Below are 17,322 nucleotides of genomic sequence, written 5' to 3'. Positions count from 1 at the left end.
TTCTCCCCCTACTCTTCCATAAGCTCCACTGTAGATATTTTTCTTATACTAAACATTGATATTATTGTTGCACCAATAGTTAATATTTCAATAAATACTATTGTGATTATAACTTTACCATTTGGAATCATTAAACCATCTATTCCCATCATTGCAAACTTATATATACTTTTAGATATAGTAGCATTTAAAATAAATCCAACTAAAGATGAAATACCTGTAAGCAGTATAATTCTATATAAAGTTCTCTTTAAAATATAAATATTTGAAAATCCTAGAGATTTTATAATTGCATTATTTCTTCTATTATCAGTATTGTTCATAATTATAAGATTTACTATATTTAAGATACTAAATAGTAATATCCCTAAAAGAATAATTGTAGTAACTGGTATAACTATCTCAATGATTGACGTACTTGTTGTAACAATCAAGCTTGGACATGTATCTATAGAGCATACTTCATATTTATCTTTATACTCATTTCTAAATACCTCATAATCATTTTTATCTTTTAAAGTAATATTGATGTTTAAGTTATTAAGGCTATCTCTAATTTCCTTAGGCACTACATCTAAAGTCATTCTCATATTGTAGTTATTTGACATCATACCTATATAGCTACCAGTGATAAGTAATGATTTTTCTTCTCCTAATATTTTCACATCTATATAATCACCAATATTTAAATTTGCCTCTTTTAGAATTTGTTCTGACAATGCAATTTCATTTTTATTTTTAGGATTTCTTCCCTCTGTAATTGATACATTAAATCCATGATTATTGTCATAGTTATCATATAAATAAGTGACAACTTGTGCATTTTTTATATTGTATCTTGATACATCTATATAGGCGACCTTTCCTACATCAAATGAACATTCCCTTACTCCTAATACTCTAGGATCACTCTTAATTTCTTCTAAAGCTTTATCATATGACTCCTCTCCACTTGGAAAATCTAAGGTGACATCCCCTTGAAGTAGTCCAAACATATTCCATGCATTATCTTTCATATTAACCATTGAGTAATTTACACTAACTAAAAATACTGAAAGATATATTACAATGGATAATACAATTACTATAATTAAGTTTTGTTTTTTATATTTAAAAATATCATTTATAGCCATGGACATTGGTGATGAAGCATCTTTAATAATTGACTTCTTAAATTTCTCTTTAGATGAAGTTACGCCTATTCTAAAGGCCTCAACTGGCTTTATTTTATTTATTCTTCTAAGTAAAAGATAAATATTAGATATTAAAACAAAACTCATTAATATTATTGTTAAAGCTATAAAGCCGAAGTTATTTATACCATCTTCATATATTCCAATATATTTAATAGATATCTTTATTAAATAATTAACAAACCAAATACTAAAGAAACTTCCAAAGGTTATTGCAAATATTCCTACTATCCCAAAGCTTTTTAAATATATATTACGTATTTGTTTTGAAGTAAATCCTAATGATTTATATACACCTATAGATTTATACTCCTTTAAAATGTTGTTCCATAGTACAAATCTTATTATTACAATAGATACAATAAATATTAATATAGCCGTACTTAATCCTACTCCACTTGTAATTTGGCTTCCAGCATTTGCTGCAAATATAGTAATCCACTTGTCGTATATAACTCCATCAACAGAATCACCTACATAAGAAACTAAGTCAGATGTTGCATCGTTCCCTTCTTTAGATGAATTATAACCAATATATTGAGATTTAATAAGTTCATTAAAATTCCCATAGACATTACTATTTATATATAAATTGTTATACCCCATAACAGAACTTGGAACTAATGAATCATTTACTAATGCTGATATAGTTAAATATTTATATTCATTACCATCTTTTATCTTTAACTTATCTCCTATTTTTAAATTTTTGGAATCAGCTAAAAGATTTGAAACCCAAATAGTACCTTTACTTGGAGTAGTTACTTTTTCACCTTTTGTTATGACTACATCCCATGGATGAGCTTTCATCCCCTCATAAATTATTAAATTTGCCATGCCTAAATCAAGGTTTTCATCTCCTAAAAATACTTGTCTATCTACCATTAGTCCCTTTGTTTTTCTTATATCTTTTTCATTAGTCTCCTTTTCCTCAATGAAATTTTCAACTTTTGGGATAATGTCATCATTATAAGTTTGAACTAAAATATCTTTTATATTTTCTCCTTCATAATACTCCTTAGTATATCTTGCAACTGTACTGGAAAAACTTGCACAAACTGCAAATATAGATGAAGATACCATTAAAATAATTGCTATTAAAATAAATTGTATCTTTTTTTGCTTAATTTTCTTTTTCCACATCCTTATCCCCTCCATAGTTTTATAATACAAATTAATTTTTAATATATTTATTTCAAATTCTTAATGAATTCTTACATTTTAATCTTATTGCTTTATTCTCACATAGCTCCTTAAGTATTACTCCTATAAAAGTAAGCTTTTATAAACCTTCATACCTTTTTTAAAAGGCTTTGTTTAAGTAGTTCTTGATTTTAGAAATACTTAAAACAAAGCCCTATTTTCAAATTTTTAGATATATCAAGCCTGTCAAAAGGACTAGATGTAAACTTTTCTGTTTTTAAATATATCTTTGAAAACTATGGCCTAAACAAAGAATCAGTAGAATACAAGATTCCAATTTACTACATGAAGGCTTGAATAAAAAAGGCAATAAAAACACCTAATGGTGCTATCTATTGCCTTTAAAACTATTTAGTCAATTCACCCTTTAAATTAAAGAGCATTCTTGGGCTTCCTGACCTATTGTATAATTTCTTTTAGTTTATGCTTATAAAGCTCTACTGTTTCATGATAATCCATAATAATTCCTTCTTCTCTGACAAAATTTCTATAGCCTATCGTCTCTCCCTTTAATCGAGGTAAAAGTTGAAAATGTAAATGATTTCTCTTACCGTCACATATTGTACACATATATACTTTTTCTGCACCTATAATTTCTTTATGGAGTTTAATTATTGCGTCTGATATCTTTAATATATGTGTCCCTAATTCAAGAGGAATTTCAGAAATGTCTTCATAATGTTCCTTTGATGCAATAATTGTATGTCCAGTTGCTCTTGGGTATTTTTCAAATTGACACCTCACCTTTTCATCATCGTAAAAAATTAACCCATCATCAGGGAATATATCTCCTGTACTAAAGTTATAACATGAGAAGCATATGCCTTTTTCTTGTAATTCTTTTATCTTTTCAAATCTTTGATTCAGTGCTTTTTTTTCGTTTTCGGACAATTGCTTAACATATAATTTAACTCCTCCTCTTCACAGTATTAATAAATAAATATTGCTATTACAAATCAAACGTTATATTCTGTAAACCTATGATTTAGGTATACGAACATAATATATGATACAATGTAGAATTAATTTAAGAAAATTATACCATATAATATTGAATATTCATCCATATATTAAACTGATTAGGTAATTTATACTTATAATACCGTAATATTCAATTTTCAAAGAATCCTTCTATTAATCCATCATATAATCATGTTGCGTACTTTGTAGGACGAAACAAAAATACCGCATATTCATTTCTAAATAATGCGGCATTTAAAGAAATTATTTAATTTTATAGTTATTACATCTTATAAGAAAATTATGTATTAAATAGATGAGCAAAAGTAGTATATTACTTAATTGATATTTATTGGATTATCAGGTATACCCCTCGTAATAACTTCTAAAAGGAGATTTCCAATTTGGGGCGTAAAAAATTCTTCACTTGATGATAATATTTCATCTATACTCCACCATTTAAAGCCATTTAAGGTTCTTACCTCATTAAGTGTCATATTTTCAAGGGAAATATCTATCTTATCAGCTTTAATAAGATAATACTTTTCGTAACTAACAAAATCTCCTCTTTTGCCTTTAAAGACAGATTCATTTGTCCATATCCAAGAACCTATCGAATTGAATACCAACCCCGTTTCCTCAAATAACTCTCTTTTTAATGCTTGTTCAAATGTTTCACCTTCTTCAACTCCGCCACCTGGAGTCACCCATAAAACCTTCTCACCTTGTATTTCTGGAAATTTAAATTTAAATAACAAGATTTCATTTTTGCTATTAATCAGTACAGCCCTAGATGAGTTTCTTACAAACATACTCGTCCCCCCAATTTCATCAATTTCAATTCGTTATATTTTAGGAATGTCCATTTATCGCAATTTTACAATTGGTGAGACCTTTAAGAACATTACCTAACATCTAATCCTCAATGTATTTTGATTCAAATGGATATTTTGCATAAGCAGTTTTATGTTTTTTAAACCCCAATTTTTTATAAAAATCTTCATTCCCAAACGTTGAAGTTAGGTGAATTGGTATATGTTCTTCTCCTTTTAATAGTAAATTCATCAATCCTTTTCCAACACCTTTTTTCTGATATTCAGGTAACACTCCTACATCAAACACTACACCATAACATATACCATCAGATAACATTCTGCAAGAACCTATCAATTTTTCTCCATCCCACGCGGTAACAACCTTATAACTATTTTGAAATGCAGATTGAATTTTATTAAATTCTCTATTTTCTATAAAACGTCCTAACATACCTATCTTTTCATACAAATCGAAAATTTCAGACCAATCAATATAGTCTAATCCAAATTTATAAGAAATCATTTTTATCGCTCCTCATTTAATGTTATATTACCATGACATCTCCAAGATTCAATATAAGGCCTTACCTTGACAGGATTTTTACCTGCTAGAATATACGCCTTGTCGGAACGCATCACCAATAGTTGCCGTACCACAAATACAGACTATAAAAAATAATAGGTGGAATTGTCAACCTATAATACTCAATTTCTCAAGTATGTAATAATAAAATATTGCAGGATATTTGAAATTTTAAATGTTTTTCAACATAGATATATTCTCATTTTTTTCATCTCTTATTTTGTATTCTAAACTTTTATATAACGAAAAAGCAGGTTTATTATATTTAAAAACGTTGAGTAATATTTTATTAAGACCCTTTTCTTTTGCTTCTTTTTCAATTAAAAGTAAGGTCTGTTTTCCATAACCTTGTTTACGGAACTTTTCAAGTATTAAGAAATCGCAAATAAATGCTATATCTTCCATATACTTTTGATACCAGATAAAGCCTACACCCTCATTGTCGCTATTTACAACCACATAAATATAATTATCCTTTGTGCACTTTCCCTGTGGAAGCAATTCATTAAAACTTTTTTTTGCATCCTCAAGTGCATTTTCTTCGCTGGATAGACCGGATTTTATTAAATCTTTTGAATAATCTAGAATATCCCACTCAGCGAATTTATCAAATTCATCATCACTCATGTCTCTAAATTTTATATTAAAGTTTTCCATTTTACTCCTCCTTAATTGTATTTTTGTATAATACTTATTATAGCATGACTTTCATAATATTTAACGGGTATGTATATTATTGTTAAATTTTAATTTTTTATAAGCTTTTCTACCCTTTTAAGTGATTCACTGTTGCTCACCCATATGTCAAGCAAATATCCTACACCTTCGTCTGTTCCATATTAATTTTTAACTTCTATAAGACAACTTTTATTGATTATACCGTATCATTCAGTTTTAAAAGAACATTGTTAAAAGATAACAAACTCATTACTAGGACAATATCTTATTTTCTTTCACTGCTGGAATACTGTTCCAAATTGGATTTTTTGAAAAATCTAATTTATTGCTTCATAGTTATGACCACCACTTCTACAACGTATATCTAATCCTTGCTTTCTTGACCAATTTACTGCATTAACCATCCCATACCGAAGAAAAGAGTATATAATCTCCAGCATATTGATTTACAACTTCTAGTGATAAAACTAATAGAAATGAATTTCATTTAATATTTTTCTCTAATTCAATTAGTATATAGGTATCTTGTCTTAATATAATCATTCTATATAATTAGGAAAGATTTCTTTTGAACATATACCTATAAACTAAGATATTATACGCTTTTATATCTTTTTTAAAGAAAAACCAAGTTGAATATTTATGAAATGAATTTTTGACGACAAATAAAAATAAGAGTAGCAAAATACTACTCTTAATGATTTAAAATAAAAATTACTTTTCTTTATATAGTTATACCACAAAATTGTAATTTTCACCATTGTTATACTTGTAAAAATATTGATATTAGAACTACATATTATTGTGAAGATCACTCTGTGTAAGTTCAACTAAACTTAGATTCCTGCAGAGCAAAGGAATCTCTAGTTGAACTTATACAGAGCTGTGAGTAATAATATATAATTCATTACATATTCTTTATTAATATTACAAATCATAATATTGAGGTGATATTATGGTTAAAAAATTAAGTATATTATCTTTAATACTTATATTAATTTTGTGCTTTACATATTCTATTCCAATATATGCTATGAATATTTCCAATCTCCCTATTACGTACAAATATAACAGTTTATCTCAACCACCTGGTAAAACTGTTAAGGATGATATTATCATTGCCTTTCTTGCACCTTATATATACGATGCTTTTAAGCTAAAAGGCATAACTGCTAATCAAGTTAATTTAGATACTTCGATTATTACATCAATAACTCCATTACCAAATGGAGAGTTTAAAATTGAACTATATGCTAATACATTTACTACTCAAAGTGGTAGACCTCCTTTAGGTATTTATAATGTTACTATAATTACCGATGGAAAATCAGTAAATGTTACTAGCATAGAATCGAGAAATCCTTAAAAATTCTATTTTTTATTACATAAAATTCATATATTTTCCATCAACAAGATCGATAATGCCCTTGTTTTTATTTTTTATAGAAGTACCAAAAATTATCGTTTATGGTGAATATCTAAATAAAAAGCCTATTTTATTATATTGATCTATTTTAAACTAATGGTTGCCATAACCCTTATACGTTTAGCAAATAATTTAAAGTAAATTATTATATATATAAGTTGCAATAAAGATAATTCATATTACAAGTCTGTTTAATAAACTGTTGAAATTGAACTTCATATTATTACTGCGAATACCATTTGCAGAAAGATTAGATTTACTTAAGCTCTATGAAAGAAAAAATCGTTAAGAAATACAACCTGTTCGAACGTAGTGAGTTGTTGTATTTTAGATTTTTTATTGAATAGAACTTTAGTAAATCAAGGTTTCGAAACGGTTGAGCAGGGATAATATGAAGCTCATATCAATTAATTTATAATGTAGAAACTTACTTTCAACTTATATATTTATCTTTTTGAATATCTTAATATTGTAATACCCTTATCCATAATATACTGATCTAAATGTAAATCTATTTTAGGATTATTCCCCAAAAATAAAGGTCTACCTTTACCTAATATTGTAGGAATTATTCCAATTATATACTCATCAATAATATCTGATTTAATAAAATTATCTACGAGACCACCACCACCAAATAAGAAGATATCTTTACCTTTTTTTTCTCTTTCTTCTTCTATTACTTTGCATATATCACCATTTATAAAATGTATATTGTCATGGTCTTGTAATTCTTGTGATGTTGCCACATATACTTTTTTATCCTTAAAATCATTGTGGAAGCCTTGATCATAACAGTTTTTCCCCATCAATACAACATCTGCACCATTTAAAAATTCATTATAATCCCATTTCTTTTCAGTATCTAATTTATCATCCCCATCTCCAACTATCCAATCATACCCGCCATCTTCTGCTGCTATATATCCATCGATGCTCATCGCTAAATTCAATATTATTTTTCTACTCATATTTTTTCCTCCCTTTTTTATATTTTTAAATATATTAATTATTTGTTAGTAGAATTTTTTTTATTCTCAATTTCTACTTGATACAAGATATATTATAACTTATAATAGTTGACACCTTATGTCATATTGAAAAGGAGATATTTATTATGAAAGCTGATAGATTAATTTCTATATTAATGTTGTTACAAATCCATAAAAAGTTAACAGCTAATGAGTTAGCTCAAAGATTAGAAGTTTCTGTTAGAACCATTTATAGAGATGTTGATTCCTTAAGTAGTCTTGGAATACCTATATTTAGTGATAGAGGAACAAACGGTGGAATAGAACTTTTAGGGGATTATAAAACTTCTTTAAATGGAATAAATAATGATGAAATTTACTCACTATTTCTCCCAACTGGCGATAAAATTTTAGAAGACTTAGGAATTCAAAAGCTTAAAGACTCTACACTACTTAAGCTCTTAGGAAATTCCTCTCCTAATCAAATTAAAGAAATTGAAAATATTCAAAACTATATTTACATAGATATGTATACTTGGGGCGAAAATCCTAATAATATAAATAAAGATATTCTTTCTGTATTACAAAATGCTATTTGGAATCATAAGGTATTAAAAATAGTATATAGAAAAATAAATGAAACAAAAGAAGTAAGCTTAAATCCATTAGGATTAGTATGTAAAAGAGGTATTTGGTATTTAATTGGAATAAACACTGAAATTATTAAAACCTATAAAGTAACTTCTATAGAAAGTGCTCTTTTAATAAATGAGCATTTTCATAGACCAAAGGATTTCAACTTAGAAACTCATTGGAAGTCATCTACAAGTAATTTTAAGTCTTTAATCCCTAAATACACCTTTACTTTTAAGGTTAATCCTTCTATTCTAAATCATATACAAGAAAGAAAATTTATAACTATAAATAATAAATTTATAAAAGATAATGAAATTTATTTAGATATAAATTTTGATAGTATTTGGCAGGGTATTGAATTTGCTTTTACCTATGGTAAAAATATAAAAATAATTAAACCTATTGAAGCTATTAATGAAATTAAAATGAAAGCCTCTGAAGTAATGGAAATATATGATATATAGATTGTAATAATGAAACTACATAATACAAATAGGCTTAAATATATAATAAAGACCTTGGACAACACATTTCTGTATTGTCCAGGGTTTCATGATTGATTTAAATAATCTAGCATGGCTATATTATTTTAGTAAGATAGATGTAATAGTTATTTTGCAGCCCAGAATTCTATTTCTATTTTTAATTCAGGTAAGCCTAATGCACTTATATATGCAACAGTCATTGAAGGATATTCTGTTCCAAATAATGAATCCCACTTACCATATAAATAAGCCCAATCGATTTCTTCAGTTGCCCAAATATTAACCTTAATTACATTATGGGCAGATAATTGCTGAGATGCTAATAGATCAGCAATATTTTTAAACGTATTTTCCACTTGATCATTAATTGATTCAGGAATATTGTTATCTATATCCACACCTACTTGACCTGAAGTCACAAAAAAATCGATACTTAATCTTAGACTAAGTATCGACTTTACTATGTGTTATGTTGGCATATTATTCTTCTTATACTACTTTGAGATAGATAATAGTCTTTAGCAAGTTGCTTAACTGATATACCTTCTTTATATTTATTGTATATCTCTATATTTCTTTCTCTTATCTCAAACTTTGAACCGCTTGACTCGCCCCAAGATCTCTTATTGTCAAATTTTCTTGGTATATATAAATAACCACCATCCATGTATTCTTGAATTAATTCAAGAATATCTTTAGGTAATATATCTTGTGCTTTTTCATATTTCACTTTATCTACTCCTATTTACTTTTGGGGTAAATAATTGAGCAAAAACTACACAAAACACTTATTTTAATTTTTACATAAAGCCCCTAACAAATCATGTTTTGATCTATATTACAGTTTTTGCTTGGAGCTTAATTCAATAAATCTGATTAAATTTATTAACATATGCATTTTTCCCTTTTAATTTATGTGCTCTTTATTATAGCATAAATATAAAAAGCATTAGAATAGATTAAATAAAAACATTTTCTTTTCATATTGTCATCGTCTATTTATTTACCATTATGCATGTGACAATACAGGAAACATTAAAGCTCCTGTTTTAAATGGATTATCTTTTCCAATCTTAATAAAAAGAGTAGTATCCTCCTCGTTCACTGAACTTTTTTCGTAGGAAGAAATATTGTTTGGAGTAAATCCTAAAACTACTTTCTTAGTTTCTTCATTCATTATTGCATTAATAATTTTATCTAATTTTATTTCTTTTGTTGCAAATACATCTTGCATATATAAAACATCTTCATGAAAATTACAAATAACAACCGCATCATAGTCTTCAATATAATAAATACTGTCATTCATAAAACATATACAATAAACCATTATAAGAGATGCATTATTTTTCATAGAAACCTTTGAGATAGGTATTGTATTACAAGCCATATTGTAAAGAAATTCTCTGTCTCTTTTATCATCCATACTCATCTTTCTTATTTTTTCTGACCTATTCTCTTTAATTTTGTTTATTGAGTATTGATATTCATTACACTGCTCAAATCCAAATTTTGGGTAGAAGTCAAGAACACTGTCATTAGCAAAAAGATAAATAAGATCACATTTATTCTCCCATTCTTTTAATACTACCTCCATAAGGGCTCTGCATAATCCTTGTCCTCTATATTCTTCATCTGTCATAACCGTTCCAATTTGTACAAATCTCTTTTGCTCTCCTAAAATTAAAAAGTCTATAATATTTACTGAAACATTAGATACTACTTTATCTCCATCTAACAAAGAGTATGGTATATATTTGTCTCCCCAATAGCCATACTCATACCATTGTTTAAAATTAAAACCATAAGTTTTCTCTGTTAAGGTATTAAAACTATTTCTTAGCACATTATCATCTTTGTAATTACACCTATAAATATATTTTTTATCATTAATTAATAAAAATTCATTCATTTTTAGTTTATCCTTTCTTATATTTACATTATCTTCTTATATCTTATCTTAGTATTTTTTGTGAAACAACCTCAATAACTTTTACTAAATAAGAATTAGCCATAAGCTATATACAATAAGTTTATGGCTAATTAATCATAGCTGCATGCTTCCTTTTTTCTATTGTTTTTGTTTATTAAAAATTACGAATCAATTCTATTCCCATCGATAGGGTAACAAATCATTAATGGTAAGTACCAGATCCTTTTTTATCATTACTTCGCATTTGTAGTTTTCATCATGAATTTGGCAAATGAATTCTCTACATCTTCCACATGGTGGAATTATTGTGCCATCTTCATAAACTGCAATGACTTTCATTATTCTATTTTCCCCAGCAGTAATCATAGCAGTAATAGCCGCATGTTCTGCACAGAATCCCATAGAACAAGGTGTATAAAAGTTATTTGATAGTCTTAATCTTATCTAAATCTGGGCTGCAAAGTATTTCAAGATTTTTAAATATCTTTTCTGCTGACCAATCCCACCATTTTAATTTTAGTAAATAATCAATTAATTCATCATCAAATCTCTTTTTTATAATTTTACATGGATTGCCTCCAGCAATATGGTATGGAGGAACATCTTTTGTTACTACGGAATTAGCAGCGATAATGGAACCATCTCCAACATGTACACCAGGCATTACTGTAACATTTTGTCCAATCCATACATCATTACCAATCACAGTATCACCTTTTATAGGTAAATCTTCAAGAGTAGGTGCTGCTTTTTCCCATCCACTCCCCATAATATTAAAAGGATATGTGGTTACAGAATTCATTCTATGATTTGCACCATTCATGACAAATTCTATTCCTTTTGCTATGGCACAAAACTTGCCTATAATAAGTCTATCACCTATAAATTCATAATGATGTGTAACATGCTCTTCAAATTTTTCTGCTCCACCTACATCATCATAATAAGTGTAATCTCCAACCAAAATATTAGGATTTTTAATAACATTTTTTATATAGCAAATACTCTTTATGTTTTCATTAGGGTAAATACTGTTTGGATTTGGGCCAAATCTATTCATATATCTTATCTCCTTTGTAATTGAATTTAAATTTTCATCTTCTATAAACTTTTTTTCATAATTCTATAGCTTACCTCTACTTAATAAAGTCTTATATTCCTCATATAATTTCTCTACATCATCTTATAAATATAAGATGTTTCTGCCCTTCTTTAAAATGAAATTTAGGCTATACTTAATCATTACTTGTAGTGATCTTCCTATATTGTGATTTTAAATATTCAATAATATCTGTCTTTTTTAGAGGTGATGAGTGTCCTAAAAAACAAGTATCAAACTCTAATCCTTCTAACATATTTATAAAACTTTGTAATTTAACTGAATCATACTTGTAGTTATTATAAAAATCTATACTGTAAGCATCTCCTATAAATACTACTTCTTCTTCAGGTACATAAACTATAACAGAATCTTCTGAATGAGGTGCAATAACATTTTTTAGAATAACCACTAATCCTCCTAAATTTATTTCTAAATCATTTTTAAACACTATATCAGCAGGTATAACTTTTATATCTTGAAGGACTTTATATTCTTTGCGGATATTCGTATCTGCAAATTCAATATCCTCTCCAGTTAAAAGCCGTTGATTCATTGCGTCTTCTGTCCATTCCCATTTAGACATAACTTTTAATCTTTCATTAGTTATTTCACATGCTATTGTTTTTCCGGTAACTGCATTCATCCCATAAGTATGATCCCAATGCCAATGAGTAATAGCCACATAATCAGGTAATCTTAAATTTGATTCTTCTATAGAGTCATTAAATTTTTTAACATGATTTCTCGAATTTCCTGCATCCACCATTAAAGAATACTTATCCCCTTTAATGTATCCAATTAACGGTCTATCCGCTTCTTTATCATTTTCAAGAAAATAGATTCTTTCTGTAACTTTTGTTAATGCCATAAAATATCCCACCTTTAATATAAAACTAAAAAATCCCCACAGATGAACAATATCATCCATGGGGATTTTATTTATATAGAATCTTTTAATATATTAAAATTAAATTTAGTGCACAATATATATTTATCCTATTTAAATTGCAATATAAATAAACATATAGTTTTATATGTGTGCATTTATAGTTATTTTATTTTTATATAAAAGAGTTTAATAGATGATATTGTTCTTAAAATGCATAATTAAATAAAGCTCTAGTGTAGAACTTTAAAAGCATTTCAAACTATTTAATTTTAATAGTTTAGCTAAAAGCAACTAAAATCATCTCTTTAAATCTCCTTTTCACATAATCACATTTTAACTTGATTGTATAATAAAGTATTTTCATTGTCAATAAGGATTATATATTGGAAAAATTAAAAAGACACTCCTACCTACCAAAAGTAAGAGTGTCTTCTAGATTGATATAAAAATTAAGTTTAAATATTATGTCCCACAAAATTTTATTGGCAGTTTTACTACAAAGTTGCTACCTTCATCTAATTTACTATATACATTTATACTGCCACCATGAGCCTTGACTATTTCTCTTGATATTGTAAGTCCTATCCCAACTCCTCCGGTCTCCCTAGCCCTTGACTTATCCGTTCTATAAAATCTCTCAAATATATAGTCTTTATCTTCATTACTTATACCTATTCCGCTATCTTTTATAGATATATATACATTATCAGATTTAGTAAAACATCTAACAAATATCTCTCCTTTATCTGGAGTATACTTAATAGCATTTGAGATAATATTAATTATTACCTGGCTTATTTTATCCTTATCTATCATAATATCAATATGTTTAAGATCGACTTGTAAATTTATATCTTTATCTAATAACTGCTTTTCAAAATTTGTTAAAATTGTAGTTATTACAGTCTCTAAATCTACTTCTGACTTATTTAACCTTAGTTTACTGCCCTCACATCTTGATAAATCATCTATGGATACAGTTAATCTATTTAATCTTTGAAGTTCATCATATATACTCTTTAACCTTTCTTGAGATGGCTCCCATAGACCATCCATTATTGCCTCAAGTTGTGCTTGCATAGTTGTTAGAGGGGTTCTAAGCTCATGTGATATATCCTTCGTTAGCTCTTGTCTTATTCTTTCTTGCTTATCTAAATCTCCTGCCATCATATTTATTGATTTTACAAGTTTATTGATTTCATATATACTGTAATCTTCTTTTATGCTTTTGGAATAATTTCCTTCTGATATAAGATTTGTTGCACCTATTACCTTTAAGATAGGTTTACTGATAGCATAAGACAATAACCATCCTACTATAATAGATATAATGAAAAATAGTAGACCTAGTATAAATAATACTCTATCTAGCATTCTCAAAAATATAACATCTGAATCTTCATAATAAATTGGACCTATATACTCAATTTCTAATTTTCCTATTAAAGCTTCGCCTTGTTCTAGGTCAAATTTATCAAATGTATTTTTAATATCTACATCTGGGCTTACTTTATTAGTATTTTCTATAATTTTATTTAAAATCTTTTCACATACAATATTATCATATTCTCTTGCATCCCATATAACATTACCATTTTTATCTTTAACTGTTATAAGTAATCCTCCAGTTATTGCATCTGTTCCTATGTTCTCAATAGCTTTCTCATCCCATGAATTATTACTGTATGCATTTGATATTTTATTTTTGATTTCCATTTTCGACTGTTGTATTTTTTCGCTAGTATATATATTAAACTTCTTCTCAATGTAATAATGATTTACTATGTTTACTAAAAATATGATACTCAAGGATAATAATATAAAAATGAAGCTTACTCTATATCTTAATTTATTAAACATTAAACCTATATCCCATACCACGAATAGTTTTTATATAAGTTGGATTTTTACTATCTTGATTTAGTTTAGCTCTTATATTTTTTATATGAGTATCAATTATTCTATCATAGATACAAATATTATCTCTACTTATATAATCCATTAACTCTTCCCGTGAAAATATTCTATTAGGATTTCTGGCTAGTATAGATAGTATTTTGTATTCCGAAGCAGTTAATATAATTTCTTTGTTATTGTATTCTACTTTCTTATTAACAATATCTATGATTAATTCATTATTAAAAATTAAGTTTTCACATTGATTTACCTTAACTCTTTTTAAAACTGCATTAACCTTCGCTACTAATTGCTTTGGACTAAATGGTTTTGTTATATAGTCATCACTTCCAATTGAATATCCATTTAGTATACTATCTTCACTTGATTTAGCAGTTAGCATAATTATTGGTACTTCAGATTCTTTCCTTATGCGCTCACAGACATTTTCACCTGATATATCAGGTAACATTAAATCTAATATTAATAGATCAGGATTAAACTCACTTTGCTTTTTTAATGCCTCAACCCCACTTGTAGCCTGTATTACAGTATATCCCTCATTTTCTAAATACAATTTTATAACTTCTATTATCTTAAATTCATCATCTATAACAAGTATAGTTTCTTTCATAAAATTATACCTCCATATGGGTACTTAATTAATTATCTTATTTATATTTTCATCAAGTATTTCTTTATCAATGATTCCTACATGATCATACACTAAGTTTCCTTCTTTATCTATAAATACTGTTCTTGGAATAGCATTTAATTTATATTTATTAGCTGCATCAAGGTCTATATCAAACATCACGTTCATATTATATCCTTCTTCTTTCATAAATCCCTCTGCAGACCCTTTAGTTTCCCTCATTCCATCTGTGAGGTTCACCATTAGTATTTCTAAATCCTCATTATTATATTTATTTGTTGATTCTTGAAAATATGGCATCTCATACTTACATGGAGAACACCAGCTTGCCCAGAAATTTACTACTACAGCCTTCTTCCCTTTATAATCTGATAGCTTTACTTCATTATTATCTTTATCATAAACTGTAAAATCTACTGCTGGCTGAAAACTAGAATTCTCATCTGATACATTATTAATAGCTTCATTACTTTTGTAATTGCTTGATAAATAGTCATATCCCAATTTGACCCCTACAAGTAAAGCTAACATTATAACACTTATATATATGTATCTTTTATTATTTTTCAAATTTATCGCTCCCTTTATAATTTAAAATGTCAATATTGACAATAATAAGTTTAGGTAACCAGTTATCATCATTATCCCTATAATAATTAGCAGAACCCCTGATATTCTATTTATTGTCTTATAGTTTCTCTTTATGAATTCAAAAGTAGTTTTCAGAGAATCTATTAGAAGTGCTGATAGTATAAATGGTATTCCAAGACCTAAACTGTAAATCATTAGCATTGATGCTCCCATAAATACATTAGTGGAATTTGATGCTATCATAAGTGCTGATCCTAGAAATGGCCCTACACACGGTGTCCATCCAAATCCAAATATCATTCCAAATAATGCTGTAGACATAATATAGGATTTTTTATGTTCTGTTGGCTTATTTATTTTAAAGCTTCTATGTAATAATCCTACATTTATTATGCCTAAATAGTTCAGACCAAATATTACCATGATAGATCCTGATACTATATTTATCTCCCTCATATATTTATTGAAAATGACACCTACTGTTCCCGCTGCTACACCTAATAAGGTAAACACAAAGGTAAATCCTGCAACAAATGCTATTGAACTTATTAATGCTCTGTTTTTATAATTTTTATTATCTATATCTCCCCCCGCAAAATATGAAACGTATATTGGAATCATTGGCAATATACAAGGAGATATAAAGGTTATTATCCCTTCTAAAAATAGTAATATATAGTTCATAGTTTTCCTCCTAAATACCGCATTGTAAACTGCTCATTACTTCTTCATATATTTTTTCTTTATCTGCTTTATCTAATTCATCTACAACTCTTATGCCACCAATTAATTTATTGTCCATAAGAATCCCATAATTTACACCTTCGTCAAGTTTAGTGGTTAAAACAAATTCATTATTTTCCGTATAAATCATATCCTGCTTTTCTCCATTCGACGAATTAATAAGTATTATCTTACTACCCTTATTAATATCATTGATTTTTATATTAAATTTTTCTTTGGCGTCAACCATCGTTACTACTTTATCTAAGTAACTTCCGCCATAACTCTTATTTATTTCACTACTATATACCTCATCAAATTTTTTAATATTCTCTGCTTTATTATCTGATAGGGATTTAGGTTCATTGTTGAATATGTAAAAACCTACTGCAGTTAAAATTAGTATACTTACTCCTAATATTGTTAGGATTTTTACCCTCATAGTATCACTCCTCTTGCTTGATAATAAAATAATAATACCTAAATTACTTGTTGATATTATGAAGATTTATTCGCTTTACACTGCACAAAAAACGAAAAATCCCCATAGATGAAAAATATCATCCACGGGGATTTTATTTAT

19 protein-coding genes are annotated in these 17,322 nt (G+C 27.4%); 2 read left to right on the top strand and 17 right to left on the bottom strand.

Annotation, left to right across the window (positions count from 1 at the left end):
* Nucleotides 1-8 precede the first annotated feature (8 nt).
* From ACI48Q_RS09670 to ACI48Q_RS09650, 5 genes are all read right to left on the bottom strand, one after another.
* On the bottom strand, nt 9-2,336 hold the full coding sequence (locus ACI48Q_RS09670) for an ABC transporter permease (RefSeq protein WP_474918876.1): 2,328 nt from the start codon (nt 2,334-2,336) through the stop codon (nt 9-11).
* 459 nt (nt 2,337-2,795) lie between these two features.
* A complete protein-coding gene (locus tag ACI48Q_RS09665; protein WP_474918875.1) occupies nt 2,796-3,287 on the bottom strand; it encodes an HIT family protein in 492 nt (163 codons plus the stop codon).
* 407 nt (nt 3,288-3,694) lie between these two features.
* Complete coding sequence (locus ACI48Q_RS09660; RefSeq protein ID WP_474918874.1) at nt 3,695-4,168, bottom strand: NUDIX hydrolase; 474 nt, start codon at nt 4,166-4,168, stop codon at nt 3,695-3,697.
* A gap of 103 nt (nt 4,169-4,271) precedes the next feature.
* The gene (locus ACI48Q_RS09655) at nt 4,272-4,694 is read right to left on the bottom strand and encodes a GNAT family N-acetyltransferase (RefSeq protein ID WP_474918873.1); all 423 of its coding nucleotides are present in this window, start codon (nt 4,692-4,694) and stop codon (nt 4,272-4,274) included.
* A 231-nt stretch (nt 4,695-4,925) separates the two neighbouring features.
* Complete coding sequence (locus tag ACI48Q_RS09650; RefSeq protein ID WP_474918872.1) at nt 4,926-5,411, bottom strand: GNAT family N-acetyltransferase; 486 nt, start codon at nt 5,409-5,411, stop codon at nt 4,926-4,928.
* 976 nt (nt 5,412-6,387) lie between these two features.
* Here ACI48Q_RS09650 and ACI48Q_RS09645 point away from each other — a divergent pair.
* Complete coding sequence (locus tag ACI48Q_RS09645; protein ID WP_474918871.1) at nt 6,388-6,798, top strand: hypothetical protein; 411 nt, start codon at nt 6,388-6,390, stop codon at nt 6,796-6,798.
* Nucleotides 6,799-7,304: 506 nt separating this feature from the next.
* On the opposite strand, the gene ACI48Q_RS09640 is transcribed toward ACI48Q_RS09645, so the two are convergent.
* Nucleotides 7,305-7,829: a dihydrofolate reductase family protein gene (locus ACI48Q_RS09640; protein WP_474918870.1), complete on the bottom strand. Its 525-nt coding sequence runs from the start codon at nt 7,827-7,829 to the stop codon at nt 7,305-7,307.
* Between the two features lie 146 nt (nt 7,830-7,975).
* Between ACI48Q_RS09640 and ACI48Q_RS09635 the strand changes: the two genes are divergently transcribed.
* Complete coding sequence (locus ACI48Q_RS09635) at nt 7,976-8,929, top strand: helix-turn-helix transcriptional regulator (RefSeq protein WP_474918869.1); 954 nt, start codon at nt 7,976-7,978, stop codon at nt 8,927-8,929.
* A 146-nt stretch (nt 8,930-9,075) separates the two neighbouring features.
* Here ACI48Q_RS09635 and ACI48Q_RS09630 read toward each other — a convergent pair whose 3' ends face one another.
* The 11 genes from ACI48Q_RS09630 to ACI48Q_RS09580 all read right to left on the bottom strand — a co-directional run bounded on the left by ACI48Q_RS09630 (nt 9,076) and on the right by ACI48Q_RS09580 (nt 17,181).
* The gene (locus ACI48Q_RS09630; RefSeq protein WP_474918868.1) at nt 9,076-9,369 is read right to left on the bottom strand and encodes a RidA family protein; all 294 of its coding nucleotides are present in this window, start codon (nt 9,367-9,369) and stop codon (nt 9,076-9,078) included.
* Nucleotides 9,370-9,410: 41 nt separating this feature from the next.
* Nucleotides 9,411-9,680 (bottom strand): CD3324 family protein, encoded by a 270-nt coding sequence (locus ACI48Q_RS09625; RefSeq protein ID WP_474918867.1) that lies wholly within the window; start codon nt 9,678-9,680, stop codon nt 9,411-9,413.
* Between the two features lie 279 nt (nt 9,681-9,959).
* Nucleotides 9,960-10,862, bottom strand: a complete 903-nt coding sequence (locus ACI48Q_RS09620; RefSeq protein ID WP_474918866.1) for a GNAT family N-acetyltransferase — start codon at nt 10,860-10,862, stop codon at nt 9,960-9,962.
* A 195-nt stretch (nt 10,863-11,057) separates the two neighbouring features.
* Complete coding sequence (locus tag ACI48Q_RS09615; RefSeq protein ID WP_474918865.1) at nt 11,058-11,222, bottom strand: hypothetical protein; 165 nt, start codon at nt 11,220-11,222, stop codon at nt 11,058-11,060.
* 82 nt (nt 11,223-11,304) lie between these two features.
* Entirely contained in the window at nt 11,305-11,943 is a 639-nt protein-coding gene (locus ACI48Q_RS09610) for a Vat family streptogramin A O-acetyltransferase (RefSeq protein ID WP_474918864.1), read from the bottom strand.
* 175 nt (nt 11,944-12,118) lie between these two features.
* A complete protein-coding gene (locus ACI48Q_RS09605) occupies nt 12,119-12,853 on the bottom strand; it encodes an MBL fold metallo-hydrolase (protein ID WP_474918863.1) in 735 nt (244 codons plus the stop codon).
* A gap of 483 nt (nt 12,854-13,336) precedes the next feature.
* Nucleotides 13,337-14,590 carry a sensor histidine kinase gene (locus ACI48Q_RS09600; RefSeq protein WP_474919512.1) on the bottom strand — a complete coding sequence of 418 codons (1,254 nt, stop codon included), beginning with the start codon at nt 14,588-14,590 and terminating at the stop codon, nt 13,337-13,339.
* A gap of 136 nt (nt 14,591-14,726) precedes the next feature.
* A complete protein-coding gene (locus ACI48Q_RS09595) occupies nt 14,727-15,404 on the bottom strand; it encodes a response regulator (RefSeq protein ID WP_474918862.1) in 678 nt (225 codons plus the stop codon).
* Nucleotides 15,405-15,428: 24 nt separating this feature from the next.
* Nucleotides 15,429-15,995 (bottom strand): TlpA family protein disulfide reductase, encoded by a 567-nt coding sequence (locus ACI48Q_RS09590; RefSeq protein ID WP_474918861.1) that lies wholly within the window; start codon nt 15,993-15,995, stop codon nt 15,429-15,431.
* 21 nt (nt 15,996-16,016) lie between these two features.
* Nucleotides 16,017-16,700, bottom strand: coding sequence for a cytochrome c biogenesis CcdA family protein (locus ACI48Q_RS09585; RefSeq protein WP_474918860.1), 684 nt, complete (start codon nt 16,698-16,700; stop codon nt 16,017-16,019).
* Nucleotides 16,701-16,710: 10 nt separating this feature from the next.
* The gene (locus tag ACI48Q_RS09580) at nt 16,711-17,181 is read right to left on the bottom strand and encodes a hypothetical protein (RefSeq protein ID WP_474918859.1); all 471 of its coding nucleotides are present in this window, start codon (nt 17,179-17,181) and stop codon (nt 16,711-16,713) included.
* Between the last annotated feature and the right edge of the window lie 141 nt (nt 17,182-17,322).

Source organism: Clostridium sp. LXY-7, from assembly GCF_056172015.1.
This window is presented reverse-complemented; position numbering and strand designations above follow the sequence as displayed.

Bases quoted from the DNA above. Each gene is read 5' to 3' on its own strand.
- ACI48Q_RS09600 (WP_474919512.1), bottom strand. From the start codon at position 14,590: ATGGAAATCAAAAATAAAATATCAAATGCATACAGTAATAATTCATGG.
- ACI48Q_RS09585 (WP_474918860.1), bottom strand. From the start codon at position 16,700: ATGAACTATATATTACTATTTTTAGAAGGGATAATAACCTTTATATCT.
- ACI48Q_RS09595 (WP_474918862.1), bottom strand. From the start codon at position 15,404: ATGAAAGAAACTATACTTGTTATAGATGATGAATTTAAGATAATAGAA.
- ACI48Q_RS09645 (WP_474918871.1), top strand. From the start codon at position 6,388: ATGGTTAAAAAATTAAGTATATTATCTTTAATACTTATATTAATTTTG.
- ACI48Q_RS09605 (WP_474918863.1), bottom strand. From the start codon at position 12,853: ATGGCATTAACAAAAGTTACAGAAAGAATCTATTTTCTTGAAAATGAT.
- ACI48Q_RS09640 (WP_474918870.1), bottom strand. From the start codon at position 7,829: ATGAGTAGAAAAATAATATTGAATTTAGCGATGAGCATCGATGGATAT.
- ACI48Q_RS09650 (WP_474918872.1), bottom strand. From the start codon at position 5,411: ATGGAAAACTTTAATATAAAATTTAGAGACATGAGTGATGATGAATTT.
- ACI48Q_RS09615 (WP_474918865.1), bottom strand. From the start codon at position 11,222: ATGAAAGTCATTGCAGTTTATGAAGATGGCACAATAATTCCACCATGT.
- ACI48Q_RS09670 (WP_474918876.1), bottom strand. From the start codon at position 2,336: ATGTGGAAAAAGAAAATTAAGCAAAAAAAGATACAATTTATTTTAATA.
- ACI48Q_RS09610 (WP_474918864.1), bottom strand. From the start codon at position 11,943: ATGAATAGATTTGGCCCAAATCCAAACAGTATTTACCCTAATGAAAAC.
- ACI48Q_RS09620 (WP_474918866.1), bottom strand. From the start codon at position 10,862: ATGAATGAATTTTTATTAATTAATGATAAAAAATATATTTATAGGTGT.
- ACI48Q_RS09635 (WP_474918869.1), top strand. From the start codon at position 7,976: ATGAAAGCTGATAGATTAATTTCTATATTAATGTTGTTACAAATCCAT.
- ACI48Q_RS09655 (WP_474918873.1), bottom strand. From the start codon at position 4,694: ATGATTTCTTATAAATTTGGATTAGACTATATTGATTGGTCTGAAATT.
- ACI48Q_RS09660 (WP_474918874.1), bottom strand. From the start codon at position 4,168: ATGTTTGTAAGAAACTCATCTAGGGCTGTACTGATTAATAGCAAAAAT.
- ACI48Q_RS09580 (WP_474918859.1), bottom strand. From the start codon at position 17,181: ATGAGGGTAAAAATCCTAACAATATTAGGAGTAAGTATACTAATTTTA.